At 60.3% G+C, this 16,003-nt stretch carries 19 protein-coding genes; 17 read left to right on the forward strand and 2 right to left on the reverse strand.

All coding sequences use genetic code 11. From position 1 onward, the window contains the following. Positions 1-72 precede the first annotated feature (72 nt). Both rpoC and AC2YI2_RS09770 read left to right on the forward strand, forming a co-directional pair. Positions 73-4,284: a DNA-directed RNA polymerase subunit beta' gene (gene rpoC / locus AC2YI2_RS09765; protein WP_487386268.1), complete on the forward strand. Its 4,212-nt coding sequence runs from the start codon at positions 73-75 to the stop codon at positions 4,282-4,284. A gap of 134 nt (positions 4,285-4,418) precedes the next feature. Next, entirely contained in the window at positions 4,419-5,075 is a 657-nt protein-coding gene (locus AC2YI2_RS09770; RefSeq protein WP_487386269.1) for a hypothetical protein, read from the forward strand. Positions 5,076-5,084: 9 nt separating this feature from the next. On the opposite strand, the gene AC2YI2_RS09775 is transcribed toward AC2YI2_RS09770, so the two are convergent. After that, positions 5,085-5,465 (reverse strand): GFA family protein, encoded by a 381-nt coding sequence (locus tag AC2YI2_RS09775; RefSeq protein ID WP_487386362.1) that lies wholly within the window; start codon positions 5,463-5,465, stop codon positions 5,085-5,087. 64 nt (positions 5,466-5,529) lie between these two features. Further along, complete coding sequence (locus tag AC2YI2_RS09780; protein ID WP_487386270.1) at positions 5,530-5,820, reverse strand: transcriptional regulator; 291 nt, start codon at positions 5,818-5,820, stop codon at positions 5,530-5,532. Positions 5,821-6,382: 562 nt separating this feature from the next. Between AC2YI2_RS09780 and rpsL the strand changes: the two genes are divergently transcribed. The 15 genes from rpsL (at position 6,383) to rpsQ (ending at position 15,998) form a co-directional block, all read left to right on the forward strand. After that, positions 6,383-6,754 (forward strand): 30S ribosomal protein S12, encoded by a 372-nt coding sequence (rpsL, locus tag AC2YI2_RS09785; protein WP_137153564.1) that lies wholly within the window; start codon positions 6,383-6,385, stop codon positions 6,752-6,754. A gap of 74 nt (positions 6,755-6,828) precedes the next feature. Continuing rightward, positions 6,829-7,299 (forward strand): 30S ribosomal protein S7, encoded by a 471-nt coding sequence (gene rpsG, locus AC2YI2_RS09790; RefSeq protein WP_487386271.1) that lies wholly within the window; start codon positions 6,829-6,831, stop codon positions 7,297-7,299. A gap of 24 nt (positions 7,300-7,323) precedes the next feature. Next, entirely contained in the window at positions 7,324-9,423 is a 2,100-nt protein-coding gene (gene fusA, locus AC2YI2_RS09795) for an elongation factor G (protein ID WP_487386272.1), read from the forward strand. A 58-nt stretch (positions 9,424-9,481) separates the two neighbouring features. Next, positions 9,482-10,657 carry an elongation factor Tu gene (tuf, locus tag AC2YI2_RS09800; protein ID WP_487386273.1) on the forward strand — a complete coding sequence of 392 codons (1,176 nt, stop codon included), beginning with the start codon at positions 9,482-9,484 and terminating at the stop codon, positions 10,655-10,657. 108 nt (positions 10,658-10,765) lie between these two features. Continuing rightward, the gene (gene rpsJ / locus AC2YI2_RS09805) at positions 10,766-11,074 is read left to right on the forward strand and encodes a 30S ribosomal protein S10 (RefSeq protein WP_137156080.1); all 309 of its coding nucleotides are present in this window, start codon (positions 10,766-10,768) and stop codon (positions 11,072-11,074) included. Between the two features lie 173 nt (positions 11,075-11,247). Beyond that, the gene (gene rplC, locus AC2YI2_RS09810) at positions 11,248-11,928 is read left to right on the forward strand and encodes a 50S ribosomal protein L3 (RefSeq protein WP_487386274.1); all 681 of its coding nucleotides are present in this window, start codon (positions 11,248-11,250) and stop codon (positions 11,926-11,928) included. 15 nt (positions 11,929-11,943) lie between these two features. Next, on the forward strand, positions 11,944-12,564 hold the full coding sequence (gene rplD / locus AC2YI2_RS09815; protein WP_487386275.1) for a 50S ribosomal protein L4: 621 nt from the start codon (positions 11,944-11,946) through the stop codon (positions 12,562-12,564). Next, positions 12,561-12,854 carry a 50S ribosomal protein L23 gene (locus tag AC2YI2_RS09820; protein ID WP_487386276.1) on the forward strand — a complete coding sequence of 98 codons (294 nt, stop codon included), beginning with the start codon at positions 12,561-12,563 and terminating at the stop codon, positions 12,852-12,854. Before rplD ends, AC2YI2_RS09820 begins: the two co-directional genes overlap by 4 nt. Positions 12,855-12,864: 10 nt before the next feature. After that, complete coding sequence (gene rplB, locus AC2YI2_RS09825) at positions 12,865-13,695, forward strand: 50S ribosomal protein L2 (protein WP_487386277.1); 831 nt, start codon at positions 12,865-12,867, stop codon at positions 13,693-13,695. Between the two features lie 16 nt (positions 13,696-13,711). After that, entirely contained in the window at positions 13,712-13,990 is a 279-nt protein-coding gene (gene rpsS, locus AC2YI2_RS09830; RefSeq protein ID WP_487386278.1) for a 30S ribosomal protein S19, read from the forward strand. Between the two features lie 2 nt (positions 13,991-13,992). Next, positions 13,993-14,379 carry a 50S ribosomal protein L22 gene (gene rplV / locus AC2YI2_RS09835; RefSeq protein ID WP_487386279.1) on the forward strand — a complete coding sequence of 129 codons (387 nt, stop codon included), beginning with the start codon at positions 13,993-13,995 and terminating at the stop codon, positions 14,377-14,379. Next, entirely contained in the window at positions 14,379-15,089 is a 711-nt protein-coding gene (gene rpsC / locus AC2YI2_RS09840) for a 30S ribosomal protein S3 (protein ID WP_487386280.1), read from the forward strand. Before rplV ends, rpsC begins: the two co-directional genes overlap by 1 nt. 33 nt (positions 15,090-15,122) lie before the next feature. Next, positions 15,123-15,536, forward strand: coding sequence for a 50S ribosomal protein L16 (gene rplP, locus AC2YI2_RS09845; protein WP_487386281.1), 414 nt, complete (start codon positions 15,123-15,125; stop codon positions 15,534-15,536). Positions 15,537-15,548: 12 nt separating this feature from the next. Next, positions 15,549-15,749 carry a 50S ribosomal protein L29 gene (gene rpmC / locus AC2YI2_RS09850; RefSeq protein ID WP_487386282.1) on the forward strand — a complete coding sequence of 67 codons (201 nt, stop codon included), beginning with the start codon at positions 15,549-15,551 and terminating at the stop codon, positions 15,747-15,749. Positions 15,750-15,761: 12 nt separating this feature from the next. Next, on the forward strand, positions 15,762-15,998 hold the full coding sequence (gene rpsQ, locus AC2YI2_RS09855; protein ID WP_487386283.1) for a 30S ribosomal protein S17: 237 nt from the start codon (positions 15,762-15,764) through the stop codon (positions 15,996-15,998). The last annotated feature ends 5 nt before the right edge of the window (positions 15,999-16,003 follow it).

The raw sequence follows: 16,003 nt of genomic DNA on the forward strand, positions 1-16,003 counted from the left end.
TTTCAGGCGGCCGGTCAGCCCAAGTGACCGACATCCGCCGAATAATGGGTATGGCGCCCGAAGGAGACAGGCATGAACCAAGAGGTCATGAACCTTTTCAACCCCCAGGCCCCGGCACAGGTCTTCGATTCCATCCGGATCTCGATTGCCTCGCCGGAGAAGATTCTCTCCTGGTCTTACGGTGAGATCAAGAAGCCGGAAACCATCAACTACCGCACGTTCAAGCCCGAGCGTGACGGTCTTTTCTGCGCGCGTATTTTCGGACCGATCAAGGACTACGAGTGCCTGTGCGGCAAGTACAAGCGCATGAAGTACAAGGGCATCATCTGCGAAAAGTGCGGCGTCGAAGTGACGCTAAGCCGCGTTCGCCGTGAGCGCATGGGCCATATCGAGCTCGCAGCACCGGTTGCCCATATCTGGTTCCTGAAGTCGCTGCCGAGCCGCATCTCGACGCTGCTCGACATGACGCTGAAGGATATCGAGCGCGTTCTCTATTTCGAGAACTACATCGTCACTGAGCCGGGCCTCACTGCGCTCAAGGAAAACCAGCTGCTCTCGGAAGAAGAGTACATGCTGGCCGTCGACGAATATGGCGAAGACCAGTTCACCGCCATGATCGGCGCCGAGGCCGTCTATGAGATGCTGGCCGCGCTCGAACTCGAGAAGATCGCGGGCGAACTGCGCAGCGAGCTTGCCGACACCACGTCGGACCTCAAGCAGAAGAAGCTGATGAAGCGCCTCAAGATCGTCGAGAGCTTCATCGAATCCGGCAACAAGCCGGAATGGATGATCATGAAGGTCGTGCCGGTGATCCCGCCGGACCTGCGTCCGCTGGTCCCGCTCGATGGCGGCCGTTTCGCGACCTCCGACCTGAACGATCTCTATCGTCGCGTGATCAACCGTAACAACCGTCTGAAGCGCCTGATCGAACTGCGCGCTCCGGGCATCATCATCCGCAACGAAAAGCGCATGCTGCAGGAAGCTGTGGACGCGCTGTTCGACAACGGCCGTCGCGGCCGCGTCATCACCGGCGCCAACAAGCGTCCGCTGAAGTCGCTCTCCGACATGCTCAAGGGCAAGCAGGGCCGGTTCCGTCAGAACCTGCTCGGCAAGCGCGTCGACTATTCCGGCCGTTCGGTCATCGTGACCGGTCCGGAACTCAAGCTGCACCAATGCGGCCTGCCGAAGAAGATGGCGCTCGAACTGTTCAAGCCCTTCATCTACGCCCGCCTCGACGCCAAGGGCTTCTCCTCGACCGTCAAGCAGGCCAAGAAGCTGGTCGAGAAGGAAAAGCCTGAAGTCTGGGACATCCTCGACGAGGTCATCCGCGAGCATCCGGTTCTCCTGAACCGCGCGCCGACGCTGCACCGCCTGGGCATCCAGGCCTTCGAACCGACCCTGGTCGAAGGCAAGGCCATCCAGCTGCATCCGCTCGTCTGCACCGCCTTCAACGCCGACTTCGACGGCGACCAGATGGCCGTTCACGTGCCGCTGTCGCTCGAAGCCCAGCTCGAAGCCCGCGTGCTGATGATGTCGACCAACAACATCCTGCATCCGGCGAACGGCGCACCGATCATCGTGCCGTCGCAGGACATGGTGCTGGGTCTCTACTATCTCTCGATCGTCGCTCAGAACGAGCCGGGCGAGGGCATGGTATTCTCCGACATGGGCGAGCTGCAGCACGCGCTCGAAACCAAGACGGTGACCCTGCATACGAAGATCAAGGGCCGCTACAAGAGTGTCGACGCCCAGGGCAAGCCGACCTCCAAGATCTTCGAGACCACGCCCGGTCGCATGATCGTTGGCGAACTGCTGCCGAAGAACCCGATGGTGCCCTTCGACGTCTGCAACCAGGAACTGACCAAGAAGAACATCTCCAAGATGATCGACACGGTCTACCGTCATTGCGGCCAGAAGGACACGGTCATTTTCTGCGACCGCATCATGCAGCTCGGCTTCTCGCATGCCTGCCGCGCCGGCATTTCGTTCGGCAAGGACGACATGGTCATCCCGGCTGCCAAGTACACGATCGTTGATGAGACCGAAAACCTCGTCAAGGAATACGAACAGCAGTACAATGACGGCCTGATCACTCAGGGCGAAAAGTACAACAAGGTCGTTGACGCATGGGGCAAGGCTACCGAAAAGGTCGCCGATCACATGATGCAGCGCCTGAAGGCTGTTGAATTCACCGAGGACGGCCGTCAGAAGCAGATGAACTCCATCTACATGATGAGCCACTCGGGTGCCCGTGGTTCGCCGAAGCAGATGTCCCAGCTCGGCGGCATGCGCGGCCTGATGGCCAAGCCGGATGGTTCGATCATCGAAACGCCGATCACGTCTAACTTCAAGGAAGGCCTCACCGTCAACGAGTACTTCAACTCGACGCACGGCGCCCGCAAGGGTCTGGCCGACACCGCCTTGAAGACTGCGAACTCGGGCTACCTGACCCGTCGTCTCGTCGACGTGGCGCAGGATTGCATCGTGACGCATGTCGATTGCGGCACCGAAACGGGCCTCACCATGACGGCAATCGTCGATGCCGGTCAGGTCGTCGCCTCGATCGGTTCGCGTATCCTCGGCCGTACCGCTCTTGACGACATCGACAACCCGCTGACCGGCGAGAACATCGTCAAGGCTGGCGTGATGATCCAGGAACCTGACGTCATCGAGATCGAAAAGTGCGGCATTCAGTCGGTTCGTATCCGTTCGGCGCTGACCTGCGAAATTCGCACTGGCGTCTGCGGTGTCTGCTATGGTCGCGACCTTGCACGCGGCACGCCCGTCAACATGGGTGAGGCCGTCGGCGTCATCGCCGCTCAGTCGATCGGCGAGCCGGGCACGCAGCTTACCATGCGCACGTTCCACCTTGGTGGTACGGCGACGGTGGTCGACAGCTCGTTCCTGGAAGCCTCTTACGAGGGCACCGTCACGATCAAGAACCGCAACATGCTGCGCAACTCCGATGGCAACCTCGTTGCCATGGGCCGCAACATGGCCGTCACGCTGCTCGACGAGCGCGGCGTGGAACGCTCCTCGCAGCGCGTCGCCTATGGTTCAAGGATCATGGTGGACGATGGCGACAAGGTGAAGCGCGGCCAGCGTCTGGCGGAATGGGACCCCTATACCCGCCCGATCCTGACGGAAGTCTCGGGACGCGTCGAATTCGAGGACGTTGTGGACGGCCTGTCCGTCACGGAATCGACCGACGAGTCCACCGGCATCACCAAGCGCCAGGTCATCGACTGGCGTTCGACACCACGCGGCTCGGACCTCAAGCCGGCCATCGTCATCAAGGACGAGTCAGGCAACATCCTGAAGCTCGCTCGCGGTGGGGATGCCCGTTACTTCCTGTCGGTCGAAGCGATCCTGTCCGTCGAGCCTGGCACGAAGATCGGCCAGGGTGACGTTCTCGCCCGTTCGCCTATGGAAAGCGCCAAGACCAAGGACATCACCGGTGGTCTGCCGCGCGTCGCCGAACTCTTCGAAGCGCGCCGTCCGAAGGATCACGCCATCATCGCCGAGATCGATGGTACGATCCGCCTGGGCCGCGACTACAAGAACAAGCGTCGCGTCACGATCGAACCGGCCGAGGATGGTGTCGAGCCGGTCGAGTACCTGATCCCGAAGGGCAAGCCCTTCCATCTTCAGGACGGCGACTATATCGAAAAGGGTGACTACATCCTCGACGGCAACCCGGCACCGCACGACATTCTGGCGATCAAGGGCGTGGAGGCTTTGGCTTCCTACCTCGTGAACGAAATCCAGGAAGTCTACCGTCTGCAGGGCGTGTTGATCAACGACAAGCATATCGAGGTGATCGTACGCCAGATGCTGCAGAAGGTCGAGATCACCGAGCAGGGCGACTCCGGCTATATCACGGGCGACAATGTCGACCGGATCGAGCTCGAAGAAGTCAACGAGCGCCTGATCGAGGAAGGCAAGAAGCCGGCTTACGGCGAACCTGTCCTACTCGGTATCACCAAGGCCTCGCTGCAGACGCCGTCGTTCATCTCGGCCGCTTCCTTCCAGGAAACCACCAAGGTTCTCACGGAAGCTGCGATCGCGGGAAAACGCGACACGCTGCAGGGTCTCAAGGAAAACGTCATCGTCGGCCGTCTCATCCCGGCCGGTACGGGCGGCACCATGACCCAGATCCGCCGCATTGCTTCGGCACGCGACGAGATGATCCTCGAAGAGCGCAAGCGCGGCTCGGGCGCGGCAGACGCGACTCCGATGCTGCAGAAGCTAGCGTCAAGCGATCAGGTGCCTGCCGGCGAGTAACCTCGGGAACTGCGGAAATGAAAAGGGCCGCCGGGAGAAATTCCGGCGGCCTTTTCCTTGCGGGATTTCCGAATGGAGCCCGGTTCTAGCGCGTCAGATGTTGCAGAAGACCGTTAGAATTCGAAGGATTGATCTTGTTCCATTCTCATCGCACCCGGCTGCACCGATTTGTCGATCGCGCCCTTCTCTATTTTTCCTTTCACGAGGTCATCGACGGGCTCACGGTCAGCGCCTTTGTCGACAGGAAAGAGAGTGCCGTCATTCTCGGCAATGTCCGCGAGGCGCTGGCACTGATCCGCCAGTACGACGCCTATCGCTACAGGCGCGTCGTGACCCGGCTCAGCCGTATCGTAGTCAACCCATCGCCGAACCAGGGCGAGTATATCCGGTCGCTGCGTCGCTGCATCCTCGGCAAGTCGACTGTTGAGAGCGGCGACATCAGGAACATCGCGCTCACCATCATCCATGAGGCGACCCATGCGGAGCTGTTCGATCGTGGGATCGGCTATGTTGCCAAGATCCGGATCCGGGTCGAGGATGTCTGCTCGGGAGAGGAACTGCTATTCGTCAGGAAGCTGCCGGACAATGAGGAGTTGCTCGCAATCACCGAGGAGCGCTTCGCGATTCCAGAAGAGGTCTGGACAAACGAGGCGATGACGCAGAGGCAAATCGAGTGGCTGCAGAACGAAAGTGAAACCCCGAAGTGGCTGATGCGCTTGGGCCTTGCATATCGTGAATGGCGGATCCGGCGCCTGAAGCCGGTTGAGACGACCGAGCCGAAAACCATGTGAAGCGCTCGGTCATCCTACAGAGTTGTCCCCGTCGAACTGCTGGCAGGCGGGCAGGGGCGCGAGCCATGGTTCCCTCCGCTTGACCCATATCTCGGAGGTCGGACGAAGGGCCGTGGGTGCGACGTCCAGGCCGCCGACACGAATTTCAGCCTCGTCATCGCTCAGGTTGAAAAGACGCGAACCGCAGGTGGGGCAAAAGCTTCGTCCCTGGAAGACCGCCACATCGCCCGTTGAGGAAAACGCTGCGCGAGGCCAGATAGCGAAGGTGGCGAAGACCGAGTCGCTTTCCTTGCGGCAGTCCGCGCAGTGGCAGAGACCGGTACGCATTGGCTCGCCGCGCACTTCGTATTGGACGCGGCCACTGAGGCATGCGCCAATTCGGACTGTCAGAAGGGAGTCTCCCGTTTCCGGGATGGTAATGCAGCGAGCCCGCGTTCGATCCGCCGCCGCCCGATCAGCCGAACCGGATGATCGCGACTTCGCCTTCGAGGGCGCCCTGGTAGGCGGAAGCATGCGGTTCCTCGTCAGGCGCACCCATCAGCGTGCCGATCTGGTCGAGGTCAGCTTCGGAGAAACCTTCTTCCGTCAGCGCATTCAAGGCCTCACGCACCGCCGTATCATCGTCGGGCGCGCGCAGCATGATATGAATGTCGATCCCTTCATTGTCGCCGTCCAGGTAAGCCTTGCCGATAATGATGAAGACGAAGCCGCCCTTTGGCGTGTTGTCGTTGACAGGATCTTCCATGAAGTCTGACGTCTTTCTGCCGACAGGCGATTCTCTACGGAAGCCCGTCCGGCCGGGATTCCTCGATTCGGGGGCAAACAGTCTGCCCGGGGAGGGGAAGGCGAAAATGCAAGGCTGGCTTGCGGTTTGTGTATTCCGGACGCTCTTTGCGAAGTTAATATGCCCTTCACCGCTTCGCAAGTGCAACAATTGACCTCATAAGCCTGCCGCGGAGGGCTGGAAGTCCGCCAACCCCAAGCGCTTCAGGCAAAAAAATCCTCGAAGCTCTTGACGGGAGTAGGGGAAATGAGTAGTACCCGCGCCATCAGAGCCGATGTGGGGCTGGCTGTTTCGGGACGACTCGTCCTGAACTACGTCCCAAACAAGGTTCAACATAGCACGTTGAGACGAGATTGCTGCACGCATGACGCTTCCTTCGGGGGGAGTCCTCTGCATTTTTCGGGTCATCTGCCTTCCGGCGGATCGGTCCGTTTTTCGCGCATGACTTCAGCATGTTGGGCCGGAGACGGCAAGTTAGAGTGCCCCGAAAGGGTATGGAAAACAGAATTAAAGGGATGGTTATATGCCTACCGTAAACCAGCTGATCCGCAAGCCTCGTCAGGCACAGGTCAAGCGCAACAAGGTCCCGGCTCTGCAGGAAAACCCGCAGAAGCGCGGCGTCTGCACCCGCGTCTATACGACGACCCCGAAGAAGCCGAACTCGGCGCTTCGTAAGGTCGCCAAGATCCGCCTCGTCAACGGCTTCGAAGTCATCGGCTACATTCCGGGCGAAGGCCACAACCTCCAGGAACACTCCGTGGTCATGATCCGCGGCGGCCGCGTCAAGGACTTGCCGGGCGTTCGCTACCACATCATCCGCGGCGTTCTCGACACCCAGGGCGTCAAGAATCGTAAGCAGCGCCGCTCCAAGTACGGTGCGAAGCGTCCGAAGTAATTCGGTTCATTGGATTAAGGCGCTGCGCGAGGTTCTCCGCGTGGTGAGCGCCGTAGAGATAAAGAGACGAGAAAATGTCCAGACGTCACAAAGCAGAAAAGCGCGAGATCAACCCGGACCCCAAGTTCGGCGATCTGGTGGTCACCAAGTTCATGAACGCCATCATGTATGACGGCAAGAAGTCGGTTGCTGAAACCATCGTCTACAGCGCGTTCGACGCTGCGCAGTCGAAGGCCAAGGCAGAGCCGATCGGCCTCTTCCATACGGCGCTCGACAATATCGCACCGCATGTCGAAGTCCGCTCCCGCCGTGTCGGCGGTGCGACCTATCAGGTCCCGGTCGACGTTCGTCCGGAGCGCCGTCAGGCTCTCGCGATCCGCTGGCTGATCACTGCCGCCCGCAAGCGCAACGAAACCACCATGGTTGATCGTCTGTGCGGCGAAATTCTCGACGCGGCCAACAACCGCGGTTCTGCCGTGAAGAAGCGCGAAGACACGCACAAGATGGCGGAAGCCAACCGCGCGTTCTCGCACTACCGCTGGTAATCTCGAAGGAAAGGCAAGCTCAAGATGGCTCGCGAATATAAGATCGAAGACTACCGCAATTTCGGTATCATGGCGCATATCGACGCCGGCAAGACAACGACGACCGAACGCGTGCTCTACTACACCGGCAAGTCCCACAAGATCGGCGAAGTCCACGACGGCGCCGCGACCATGGACTGGATGGAGCAGGAGCAGGAACGCGGCATCACGATCACGTCCGCTGCGACCACGACCTACTGGAAGGGCCGTGACGGCAAGACCCGCCGCTTCAACATCATCGACACCCCAGGACACGTGGACTTCACCATCGAAGTCGAGCGTTCGCTGCGTGTTCTCGACGGCGCAATCGCGCTTCTCGACGCCAATGCCGGTGTTGAGCCGCAGACCGAAACTGTCTGGCGTCAGGCCGACAAGTACAACGTCCCGCGGATGATCTTCTGCAACAAGATGGACAAGACCGGCGCCGATTTCTATCGCTCGGTCGAGATGATCAAGACTCGCCTCGGCGCCACCGCCGTCGTTTGCCAGCTGCCGATCGGCGCTGAAACGGAATTCAAGGGCGTCGTTGATCTGATCGAGATGAACGCTCTTGTCTGGCGCGACGAGCAACTCGGCGCTCAGTGGGATGTCGTCGAGATCCCTGACGACCTCAAGGATGCCGCCGTCGAATGGCGCGAGAAGATGATCGAGACGGTCGTCGAAATTGACGAAGCTGCCACCGAAGCCTATCTCGAAGGCAACATGCCCGACAACGACCAGATCCGCGCGCTCATCCGCCGCGGTACGATCGACGTCAAGTTCTTCCCGATGTTCTGCGGCTCTGCCTTCAAGAACAAGGGCGTTCAGCCGCTGCTCGACGCCGTCGTCGACTTCCTGCCGTCGCCGATGGATATCCCGGCGATCAAGGGCATCGACTTCAAGACCGAACTGGAAATCGAGCGTCACGCCGATGACAGCGAGCCGCTCTCGATGCTGGCCTTCAAGATCATGAACGACCCATTCGTCGGTTCGCTCACCTTCTGCCGCATCTATTCGGGTAAGCTCGAAAAGGGCACCTCGGTGCTCAACACGGTCAAGGACAAGCGCGAGCGCGTCGGCCGCATGCTGCAGATGCATTCCAACAGCCGCGAAGACATCGAAGAAGCCTTCTCGGGCGACATCGTCGCTCTCGCAGGCCTCAAGGATGCCACCACCGGTGATACCCTCTGCGATCCGCTGAAGCCCGTCATTCTCGAGCGCATGGAATTCCCCGAGCCGGTCATCCAGATCGCTATCGAGCCGAAGTCCAAGGGCGACCAGGAAAAGATGGGCCTTGCGCTCAGCCGCCTGGCTGCCGAAGACCCGTCGTTCCGCGTCAAGACCGACGAGGAATCCGGCCAGACGATCATCGCTGGCATGGGTGAACTTCACCTCGACATCCTCGTCGACCGCATGCGTCGCGAGTTTAAGGTCGAGGCAAGCGTCGGCGAGCCTCAGGTTGCCTATCGCGAAACCATCACCCGCGAGCATACTGAAGACTACACCCACAAGAAGCAGTCCGGCGGTTCGGGCCAGTTTGCCCGCGTCAAGATTGTCTTCAAGCCCAATCCCGATGGCGACGACTTCAAGTTCGAGTCGAAGGTTGTCGGCGGTACGGTTCCGAAGGAATACATCCCGGGCGTCGAGAAGGGCATTGCAAGCGTCATGTCCTCCGGTCCGCTGGCAGGCTTCCCGATGCTCGGCGTCATGGCGACGCTGATCGACGGTGCCTACCATGACGTCGACTCGTCGGTTCTCGCCTTCGAAATCGCCTCGCGTGCCTGCTTCCGTGAAGCGGCCAAGAAGGCTGGCGCCCAGCTGCTCGAGCCGATCATGAAGGTCGAAGTCGTGACGCCTGAGGATTATGTCGGTGACTGCATCGGCGACCTCAATGCCCGTCGCGGCCAGATCCAGGGCCAGGAAGCCCGTGGCGTCTCGGTCGTGCTGAATGCGCATGTGCCGCTCGCCAACATGTTCAAGTATGTCGACAAGCTGCGTTCGATGTCGCAGGGCCGCGCTCAGTATTCGATGACCTTCGATCACTACGCGCCGGTTCCGTCCAACGTCGCCCAGGAAATCCAGGCAAAGTATTCCGGTCAGCGTTGATCGGAATATCCACCGTTTTGTGAATTAGGGCCGACAGGCCAACGAATGGAGAACCCCGATGGGTAAGAGCAAATTCGAGCGGAACAAGCCGCACGTAAACATTGGCACGATTGGTCACGTCGACCATGGCAAGACGTCGCTGACGGCCGCGATCACGAAGTATTTCGGCGAATACAAGGCCTATGACCAGATCGACGCGGCTCCGGAAGAGAAGGCGCGCGGCATCACCATTTCGACGGCGCACGTCGAATATGAGACGGCTGCCCGCCACTACGCCCATGTCGACTGCCCCGGCCACGCCGACTATGTCAAGAACATGATCACCGGTGCGGCCCAGATGGACGGCGCGATCCTGGTTTGCTCGGCGGCCGACGGCCCGATGCCGCAGACCCGCGAGCACATCCTGCTGGCCCGCCAGGTCGGCGTTCCCGCGATCGTCGTCTTCCTCAACAAGGTCGACCAGGTCGATGACGCCGAGCTTCTCGAACTTGTCGAGCTCGAAGTGCGCGAACTGCTGTCGTCCTATGACTTCCCGGGCGACGACGTTCCGATCATCAAGGGTTCGGCGCTGGCTGCTCTCGAAGATAGCGACAAGAAGATCGGCGAAGACTCGATCCGCGAACTGATGGCCGCTGTCGATGCCTATATCCCGACGCCGGAGCGTCCGATCAACCTGCCGTTCCTGCTGCCGATCGAAGACGTGTTCTCGATCTCGGGCCGTGGCACGGTCGTGACCGGCCGCGTCGAGCGCGGCATCGTCAAGGTTGGCGAGGAAGTCGAGATCGTCGGCATCCGCCCGACCACCAAGACGACGGTGACCGGCGTTGAAATGTTCCGCAAGCTGCTCGACCAGGGCCAGGCCGGCGATAATATCGGCGCTCTGATCCGCGGCGTTGCCCGTGACGGCGTCGAGCGCGGCCAGATCCTGTGCAAGCCGGGTTCGGTCAAGCCGCACAAGAAGTTCATGGCCGAAGCCTACATCCTGACGAAGGAAGAAGGCGGCCGTCATACGCCGTTCTTCACCAACTACCGTCCGCAGTTCTATTTCCGCACGACGGATGTGACCGGTATCGTGTCGCTTCCGGAAGGCACGGAAATGGTGATGCCGGGTGACAACGTTACGGTGTCTGTCGAGCTGATCGTTCCGATCGCGATGGAAGAAAAGCTGCGCTTCGCGATCCGCGAAGGCGGCCGCACCGTCGGCGCCGGCATCGTCGCTTCCATCATCGAGTAACAGCTCGAACTGGACATGAAGGGCAGGGGCGTCAGCCGCCCCGCTCTGCTGTTTGAAGAACAAGAATAGAAGATGTCCTTCGGGATGTCGCCAGCAAGGACTAGTCGAATGAACGGCCAGAACATCCGCATCCGCCTGAAGGCGTTTGACCACCGGATCCTCGATGCCTCGACGCGCGAGATCGTCTCGACGGCCAAGCGCACCGGCGCGCAGGTCCGCGGTCCGGTTCCGCTTCCGACCCGCATCGAGCGTTTCACCGTCAACCGCTCGCCGCATGTGGACAAGAAGAGCCGCGAACAGTTCGAGATGCGCACGCACAAGCGCCTCCTCGACATCGTCGATCCGACCCCGCAGACCGTGGACGCGCTGATGAAGCTCGATCTCGCTGCAGGTGTCGACGTCGAGATCAAGCTCTAAGCAGAGCGAGACGTCCGGCGAAAGCCGAATAACAAGGAAGGTACGTGGTCAGCCGGGAGGCGGACCAACGGCTTCTAAAACGGGAGACCGGAAGATCGTGATGATCTGACGGAATCCTTAAACAAGAGACTGAAGGGGTTCGCCCCGACAGGAACTCTCGAGAGGACGAACCAATGCGTTCAGGTGTGATTGCACAGAAGTTGGGGATGACCCGCATCTATACAGATGCCGGTGAGCACGTTCCCGTGACGGTTTTGCGCATGGAAAGCTGCCAGGTGGTGGCCCAGCGCACGGAAGAAAAGAATGGCTACACAGCCGTTCAGCTCGGCGCCGGTGTTGCCAAGGTCAAGAATGTCTCCAAGGCGTCGCGCGGCTCTTTCGCGCTGGCCCAGGTTGAACCGAAGGCCAAGCTCGCTGAATTCCGTGTTTCCGTCGACAACATGCTCGATGTCGGAACAGAGATTGCCGCGAGCCATTTCATCGCAGGTCAGCTGGTCGATGTGACCGGCACCTCGATCGGTAAGGGTTTTGCAGGCGCCATGAAGCGCCACAACTTCGCCGGTCTCCGTGCCACGCACGGCGTTTCCGTCTCCCACCGTTCGCATGGTTCCACCGGTAATCGCCAGGATCCGGGCAAGGTCTTCAAGAACAAGAAGATGGCCGGTCACATGGGCCAGACCCGCGTGACCACGCAGAACCTCGAAGTGGTTTCCACCGACGACGATCGCGGCCTCATTCTGGTCCGCGGCGCGGTCCCGGGCTCGAAGGGCTCCTGGATCATCGTTCGCGACGCCATCAAGGCGGGCACCCCGGCCGACGCTCCGCGTCCGGCTGGCATCCGCGCAGCCAAGTAAGGGGGGCCCTTGAAGATGGATCTCACAGTAAAAACTCTTGATGGCAAGGATGCCGGCAAGCTCTCCGTTTCGGATCAGATCTTCGGTCTCGATCCGCGCGAAGACATTATCGCCCGCATGATCCGCTATCAGCTCGCCAAGAAGCAGCAGGGTACGCACCAGACCAAAACCCGCGCGGAAATCTCGCGCACCGGCAAGAAGATGTACAAGCAGAAGGGTACGGGCCGCGCCCGCCACCACTCCGCTCGCGCACCTCAGTTCCGTGGTGGTGGTCGCGCCCATGGCCCGGTCGTTCGCAGCCATGCTCACGACCTGCCGAAGAAGATCCGCGCTCTCGCTCTTCGCCATGCCCTTTCGGCAAAGCTGAAGTCCGAAGACGTGATCATCATCGACAGCCTGATCGCTGCGGAAGCCAAGACCAAGGCTCTGGTGGGTACGCTCGCCGGTCTCGGCCTGACGAACGCCCTCTTCATCGGCGGTGCCGAACTGGATGCGAACTTCAAGCTCGCTGCCCAGAACATCCCCAACATCGACGTGCTGCCGGTTCAGGGCATCAACGTCTACGACATCCTGCGCCGCTCCAAGCTCGTGCTTTCCAAGGCCGCAGTAGAAGCTCTGGAGGAGCGGTTCAAATGACTGATCTTCGCCACTATGATGTGATCCGCACCCCGGCAATCACCGAAAAGTCCACCTTCGTTTCCGAGAACAACCAGGTTGTTTTCAACGTTGCCAAGGACGCTTCGAAGCCGGAAATCAAGGCTGCCGTCGAAGCTCTGTTCGGCGTCAAGGTCAAGGCCGTGAACACGCTCGTCCGCAAGGGCAAGACCAAGCGCTTCAAGACCACGATCGGCAAGCAGCAGGACGTCAAGAAGGCCATCGTCACCCTGGTCGAAGGCCAGACGCTCGATGTGACCACCGGTCTCTGAGGATAGAACAATGGCATTGAAAACATTCAACCCGGTCACTCCGAGCCTGCGTCAGCTGGTCATCGTCGACCGTTCCGGCCTGCACAAGGGCAAGCCCGTCAAGGCCCTGACCGAAGGCAAGTCCTCCAAGGGCGGCCGCAACAACCTCGGCCGAGTCACCGCCCGCTACCAGGGTGGTGGTCACAAGCAGTCCTACCGTCTGGTGGACTTCAAGCGCCGCAAGTTCGAGGTCGAGGCAACCGTCGAGCGTCTCGAATACGATCCGAACCGGACCGCATTCATCGCGCTGATCAAGTATGATGACGGCGAACTGTCCTACATCCTGGCTCCGCAGCGCCTCGCTGCCGGCGACAAGGTGATCTCGTCCGAGAAGGGCGCCGATGTGAAGCCCGGCAACACCATGCCGCTGCAGTACATCCCGGTCGGCTCGATCGTGCACAACGTCGAAATGAAGCCCGGCAAGGGCGGCCAGATGGCCCGTTCCGCCGGTACCTACGTCCAGCTTGTTGGCCGTGACCAGGGCATGGCGATCCTTCGCCTGAATTCCGGTGAACAGCGCCTCGTGCACGGCTCGTGCCTTGCCACGATCGGTGCCGTCTCCAACCCTGACCATGGCAACACGAACGACGGCAAGGCCGGCCGTTCGATCTGGAAGGGCAAGCGTCCGCATGTTCGCGGTGTCGCGATGAACCCGGTCGACCATCCGCACGGCGGTGGTGAAGGCCGCACCTCTGGTGGTCGCCATCCGGTGACCCCTTGGGGCAAGCCCACCAAGGGCAAGCGCACACGGTCTAACAAGCAGACCAACAAGTTCATCATGCGCTCGCGTCATCAGCGCTAATTGAGAGGTAGTCACAATGGCTCGTTCAGTATGGAAAGGACCGTTCGTCGACGGATATCTTCTCAAGAAGGCTGAGAAGGTTCGTTCCGGCGGTCGCAATGAAGTGATCAAGATGTGGAGCCGTCGCTCCACCATCCTGCCGCAGTTCGTCGGTCTCACGTTCGGCGTCTACAACGGCAACAAGCATGTTCCCGTATCGGTCTCGGAAGAAATGGTCGGACACAAGTTCGGCGAATTCTCCCCGACCCGGACCTATTATGGTCACGGCGCGGACAAGAAGGCGAAGAGGAAGTAATCATGGGCAAGGCTAAGACTGAACGCCGGCTCAAGGACAACGAAGCGCAGGCTATTGCGCGTACGATCCGCGTGAGCCCCCAGAAGCTCAACCTGGTTGCAGCGATGATCCGCGGCAAGAAGGTGGAACGCGCTCTCGCCGAGCTCGAGTTCTCCCGCAAGCGCATCGCTGCCACCGTCAAGAAGACGCTGGAATCGGCAATCGCCAATGCCGAGAACAACCACGACCTCGACGTCGACTCACTGATCGTCGCCGAAGCCTATGTGGGCAAGTCGATTGTCATGAAGCGTTTCCACGCTCGCGGCCGTGGTCGTGCATCGCGTGTTGAAAAGCCGTTCTCGCACCTCACGATCGTGGTTCGGGAAGTCGCTGAGAAGGAGGCCGCATAATGGGTCAGAAAATCAATCCGATCGGCCTTCGCCTCGGGATCAACCGTACGTGGGACAGCCGCTGGTTCGCCGACAACGCCGAATACGGTCAGCTGCTTCATGAAGACATCGCTATCCGCAAGTATCTGATGGCGGAACTCAAGCAGGCCGGCATCGCCAAGGTGGTGATCGAGCGCCCGCACAAGAAGTGCCGCGTCACGATCCACTCGGCGCGTCCGGGTCTGATCATCGGCAAGAAGGGCGCCGACATCGAAAAGCTTCGCAAGAAGATTTCCGAGATGACGAAGTCCGAGACACATCTCAACATCGTTGAAGTGCGCAAGCCGGAAATCGACTCGACGCTCGTTGCCCAGGGCATTTCCCAGCAGCTCGAGCGCCGTGTGGCCTTCCGTCGTGCCATGAAGCGCGCCGTGCAGTCCGCGATGCGTCTTGGCGCCGAAGGCATCAAGATCACCTGCGCCGGTCGTCTCGGTGGTGCGGAAATCGCGCGTACCGAATGGTACCGTGAAGGTCGCGTTCCGCTGCACACCCTGCGTGCCGACATCGACTACGGTGTCTCCGAAGCGCACACCGCGTTCGGCGTCTGCGGCATCAAGGTCTGGATCTTCAAGGGCGAAATCCTCGAACACGATCCGATGGCATCCGAGCGCCGCGCGATCGAAGGTGACAACCAAGGCGGCAACAGCAACCGTCGCCGTGAAAACGCGTAATAGCGCGGCACGCAGACTTCGGAGAATAGACAAATGTTGCAGCCAAAGAAGACGAAGTACCGCAAGCAGTTCAAGGGCCGCATCCATGGCGTTGCCAAGGGTGGCTTTGACCTGGCTTTCGGTGAATACGGCCTCAAGGCCCAGGAACCGAACCGGGTTAACGCCCGTGAGATTGAAGCGGCCCGCCGCGCGATCACCCGTCACATGAAGCGTGCCGGCCGCGTCTGGATCCGCGTGTTTCCGGATGTTCCGGTGACCAAGAAGCCGACCGAAGTCCGCATGGGCAAAGGCAAGGGTTCGGTGGAATACTGGGCTGCCCGCGTCAAGCCCGGCCGTATCATGTTCGAGATCGACGGCGTGAGCGAAGAGCTCGCTCGTGAAGCGCTCCGTCTTGGCTCGGCCAAGCTTTCGGTGAAGACACGCTTCATCCAGCGCATCGCCGAATAAGGAGTGAATACAATGAAAGCTTCCGACGTTCGCGGATTGAGCGAAGATCAGATGAAGGACGAGCTCGTCAAGCTCAAGAAGGAGCAGTTCAACCTGCGCTTCCAGAAGGCGACCGGCCAGCTGGAGAAGACCGCTCGCTTCAATGAAGTGCGCAAGGACATTGCCCGCATTAAGACGATCGCCCGCCAGAAGGCGGCCGGTTCCAAGGCTTGAAGGATATAAGAAATGCCGAAGCGCATCCTGCAGGGCACCGTCGTCAGCGACAAAAATGACAAGACCGTCGTGGTCCGCGTCGAGCGTCGCTTTGCCCATCCTCTGCTTCAGAAGACGGTTCGCCGTTCGAAGAAGTATAAGGCGCACGACGAACAGAATTCCGTGAAGACCGGCGATGTCGTTTCCATCGAGGAATGCGCGCCGATTTCCAAGGACAAGCGTTGGAAGGTTGTGGGCACCCACAGCTAAGATCC

This window comes from Rhizobium sp. SRI_017 (assembly GCF_057586295.1).

Bases quoted from the DNA above. Each gene is read 5' to 3' on its own strand.
- rplB (WP_487386277.1), top strand. From the start codon at position 12,865: ATGGCATTGAAAACATTCAACCCGGTCACTCCGAGCCTGCGTCAGCTG.
- rpoC (WP_487386268.1), top strand. From the start codon at position 73: ATGAACCAAGAGGTCATGAACCTTTTCAACCCCCAGGCCCCGGCACAG.
- rpsC (WP_487386280.1), top strand. From the start codon at position 14,379: ATGGGTCAGAAAATCAATCCGATCGGCCTTCGCCTCGGGATCAACCGT.
- rplC (WP_487386274.1), top strand. From the start codon at position 11,248: ATGCGTTCAGGTGTGATTGCACAGAAGTTGGGGATGACCCGCATCTAT.
- rpsS (WP_487386278.1), top strand. From the start codon at position 13,712: ATGGCTCGTTCAGTATGGAAAGGACCGTTCGTCGACGGATATCTTCTC.
- rpsJ (WP_137156080.1), top strand. From the start codon at position 10,766: ATGAACGGCCAGAACATCCGCATCCGCCTGAAGGCGTTTGACCACCGG.
- tuf (WP_487386273.1), top strand. From the start codon at position 9,482: ATGGGTAAGAGCAAATTCGAGCGGAACAAGCCGCACGTAAACATTGGC.
- rplV (WP_487386279.1), top strand. From the start codon at position 13,993: ATGGGCAAGGCTAAGACTGAACGCCGGCTCAAGGACAACGAAGCGCAG.
- rpsL (WP_137153564.1), top strand. From the start codon at position 6,383: ATGCCTACCGTAAACCAGCTGATCCGCAAGCCTCGTCAGGCACAGGTC.
- rpmC (WP_487386282.1), top strand. From the start codon at position 15,549: ATGAAAGCTTCCGACGTTCGCGGATTGAGCGAAGATCAGATGAAGGAC.
- rpsQ (WP_487386283.1), top strand. From the start codon at position 15,762: ATGCCGAAGCGCATCCTGCAGGGCACCGTCGTCAGCGACAAAAATGAC.
- AC2YI2_RS09780 (WP_487386270.1), bottom strand. From the start codon at position 5,820: ATGGAAGATCCTGTCAACGACAACACGCCAAAGGGCGGCTTCGTCTTC.
- rpsG (WP_487386271.1), top strand. From the start codon at position 6,829: ATGTCCAGACGTCACAAAGCAGAAAAGCGCGAGATCAACCCGGACCCC.
- AC2YI2_RS09820 (WP_487386276.1), top strand. From the start codon at position 12,561: ATGACTGATCTTCGCCACTATGATGTGATCCGCACCCCGGCAATCACC.
- fusA (WP_487386272.1), top strand. From the start codon at position 7,324: ATGGCTCGCGAATATAAGATCGAAGACTACCGCAATTTCGGTATCATG.
- rplD (WP_487386275.1), top strand. From the start codon at position 11,944: ATGGATCTCACAGTAAAAACTCTTGATGGCAAGGATGCCGGCAAGCTC.
- rplP (WP_487386281.1), top strand. From the start codon at position 15,123: ATGTTGCAGCCAAAGAAGACGAAGTACCGCAAGCAGTTCAAGGGCCGC.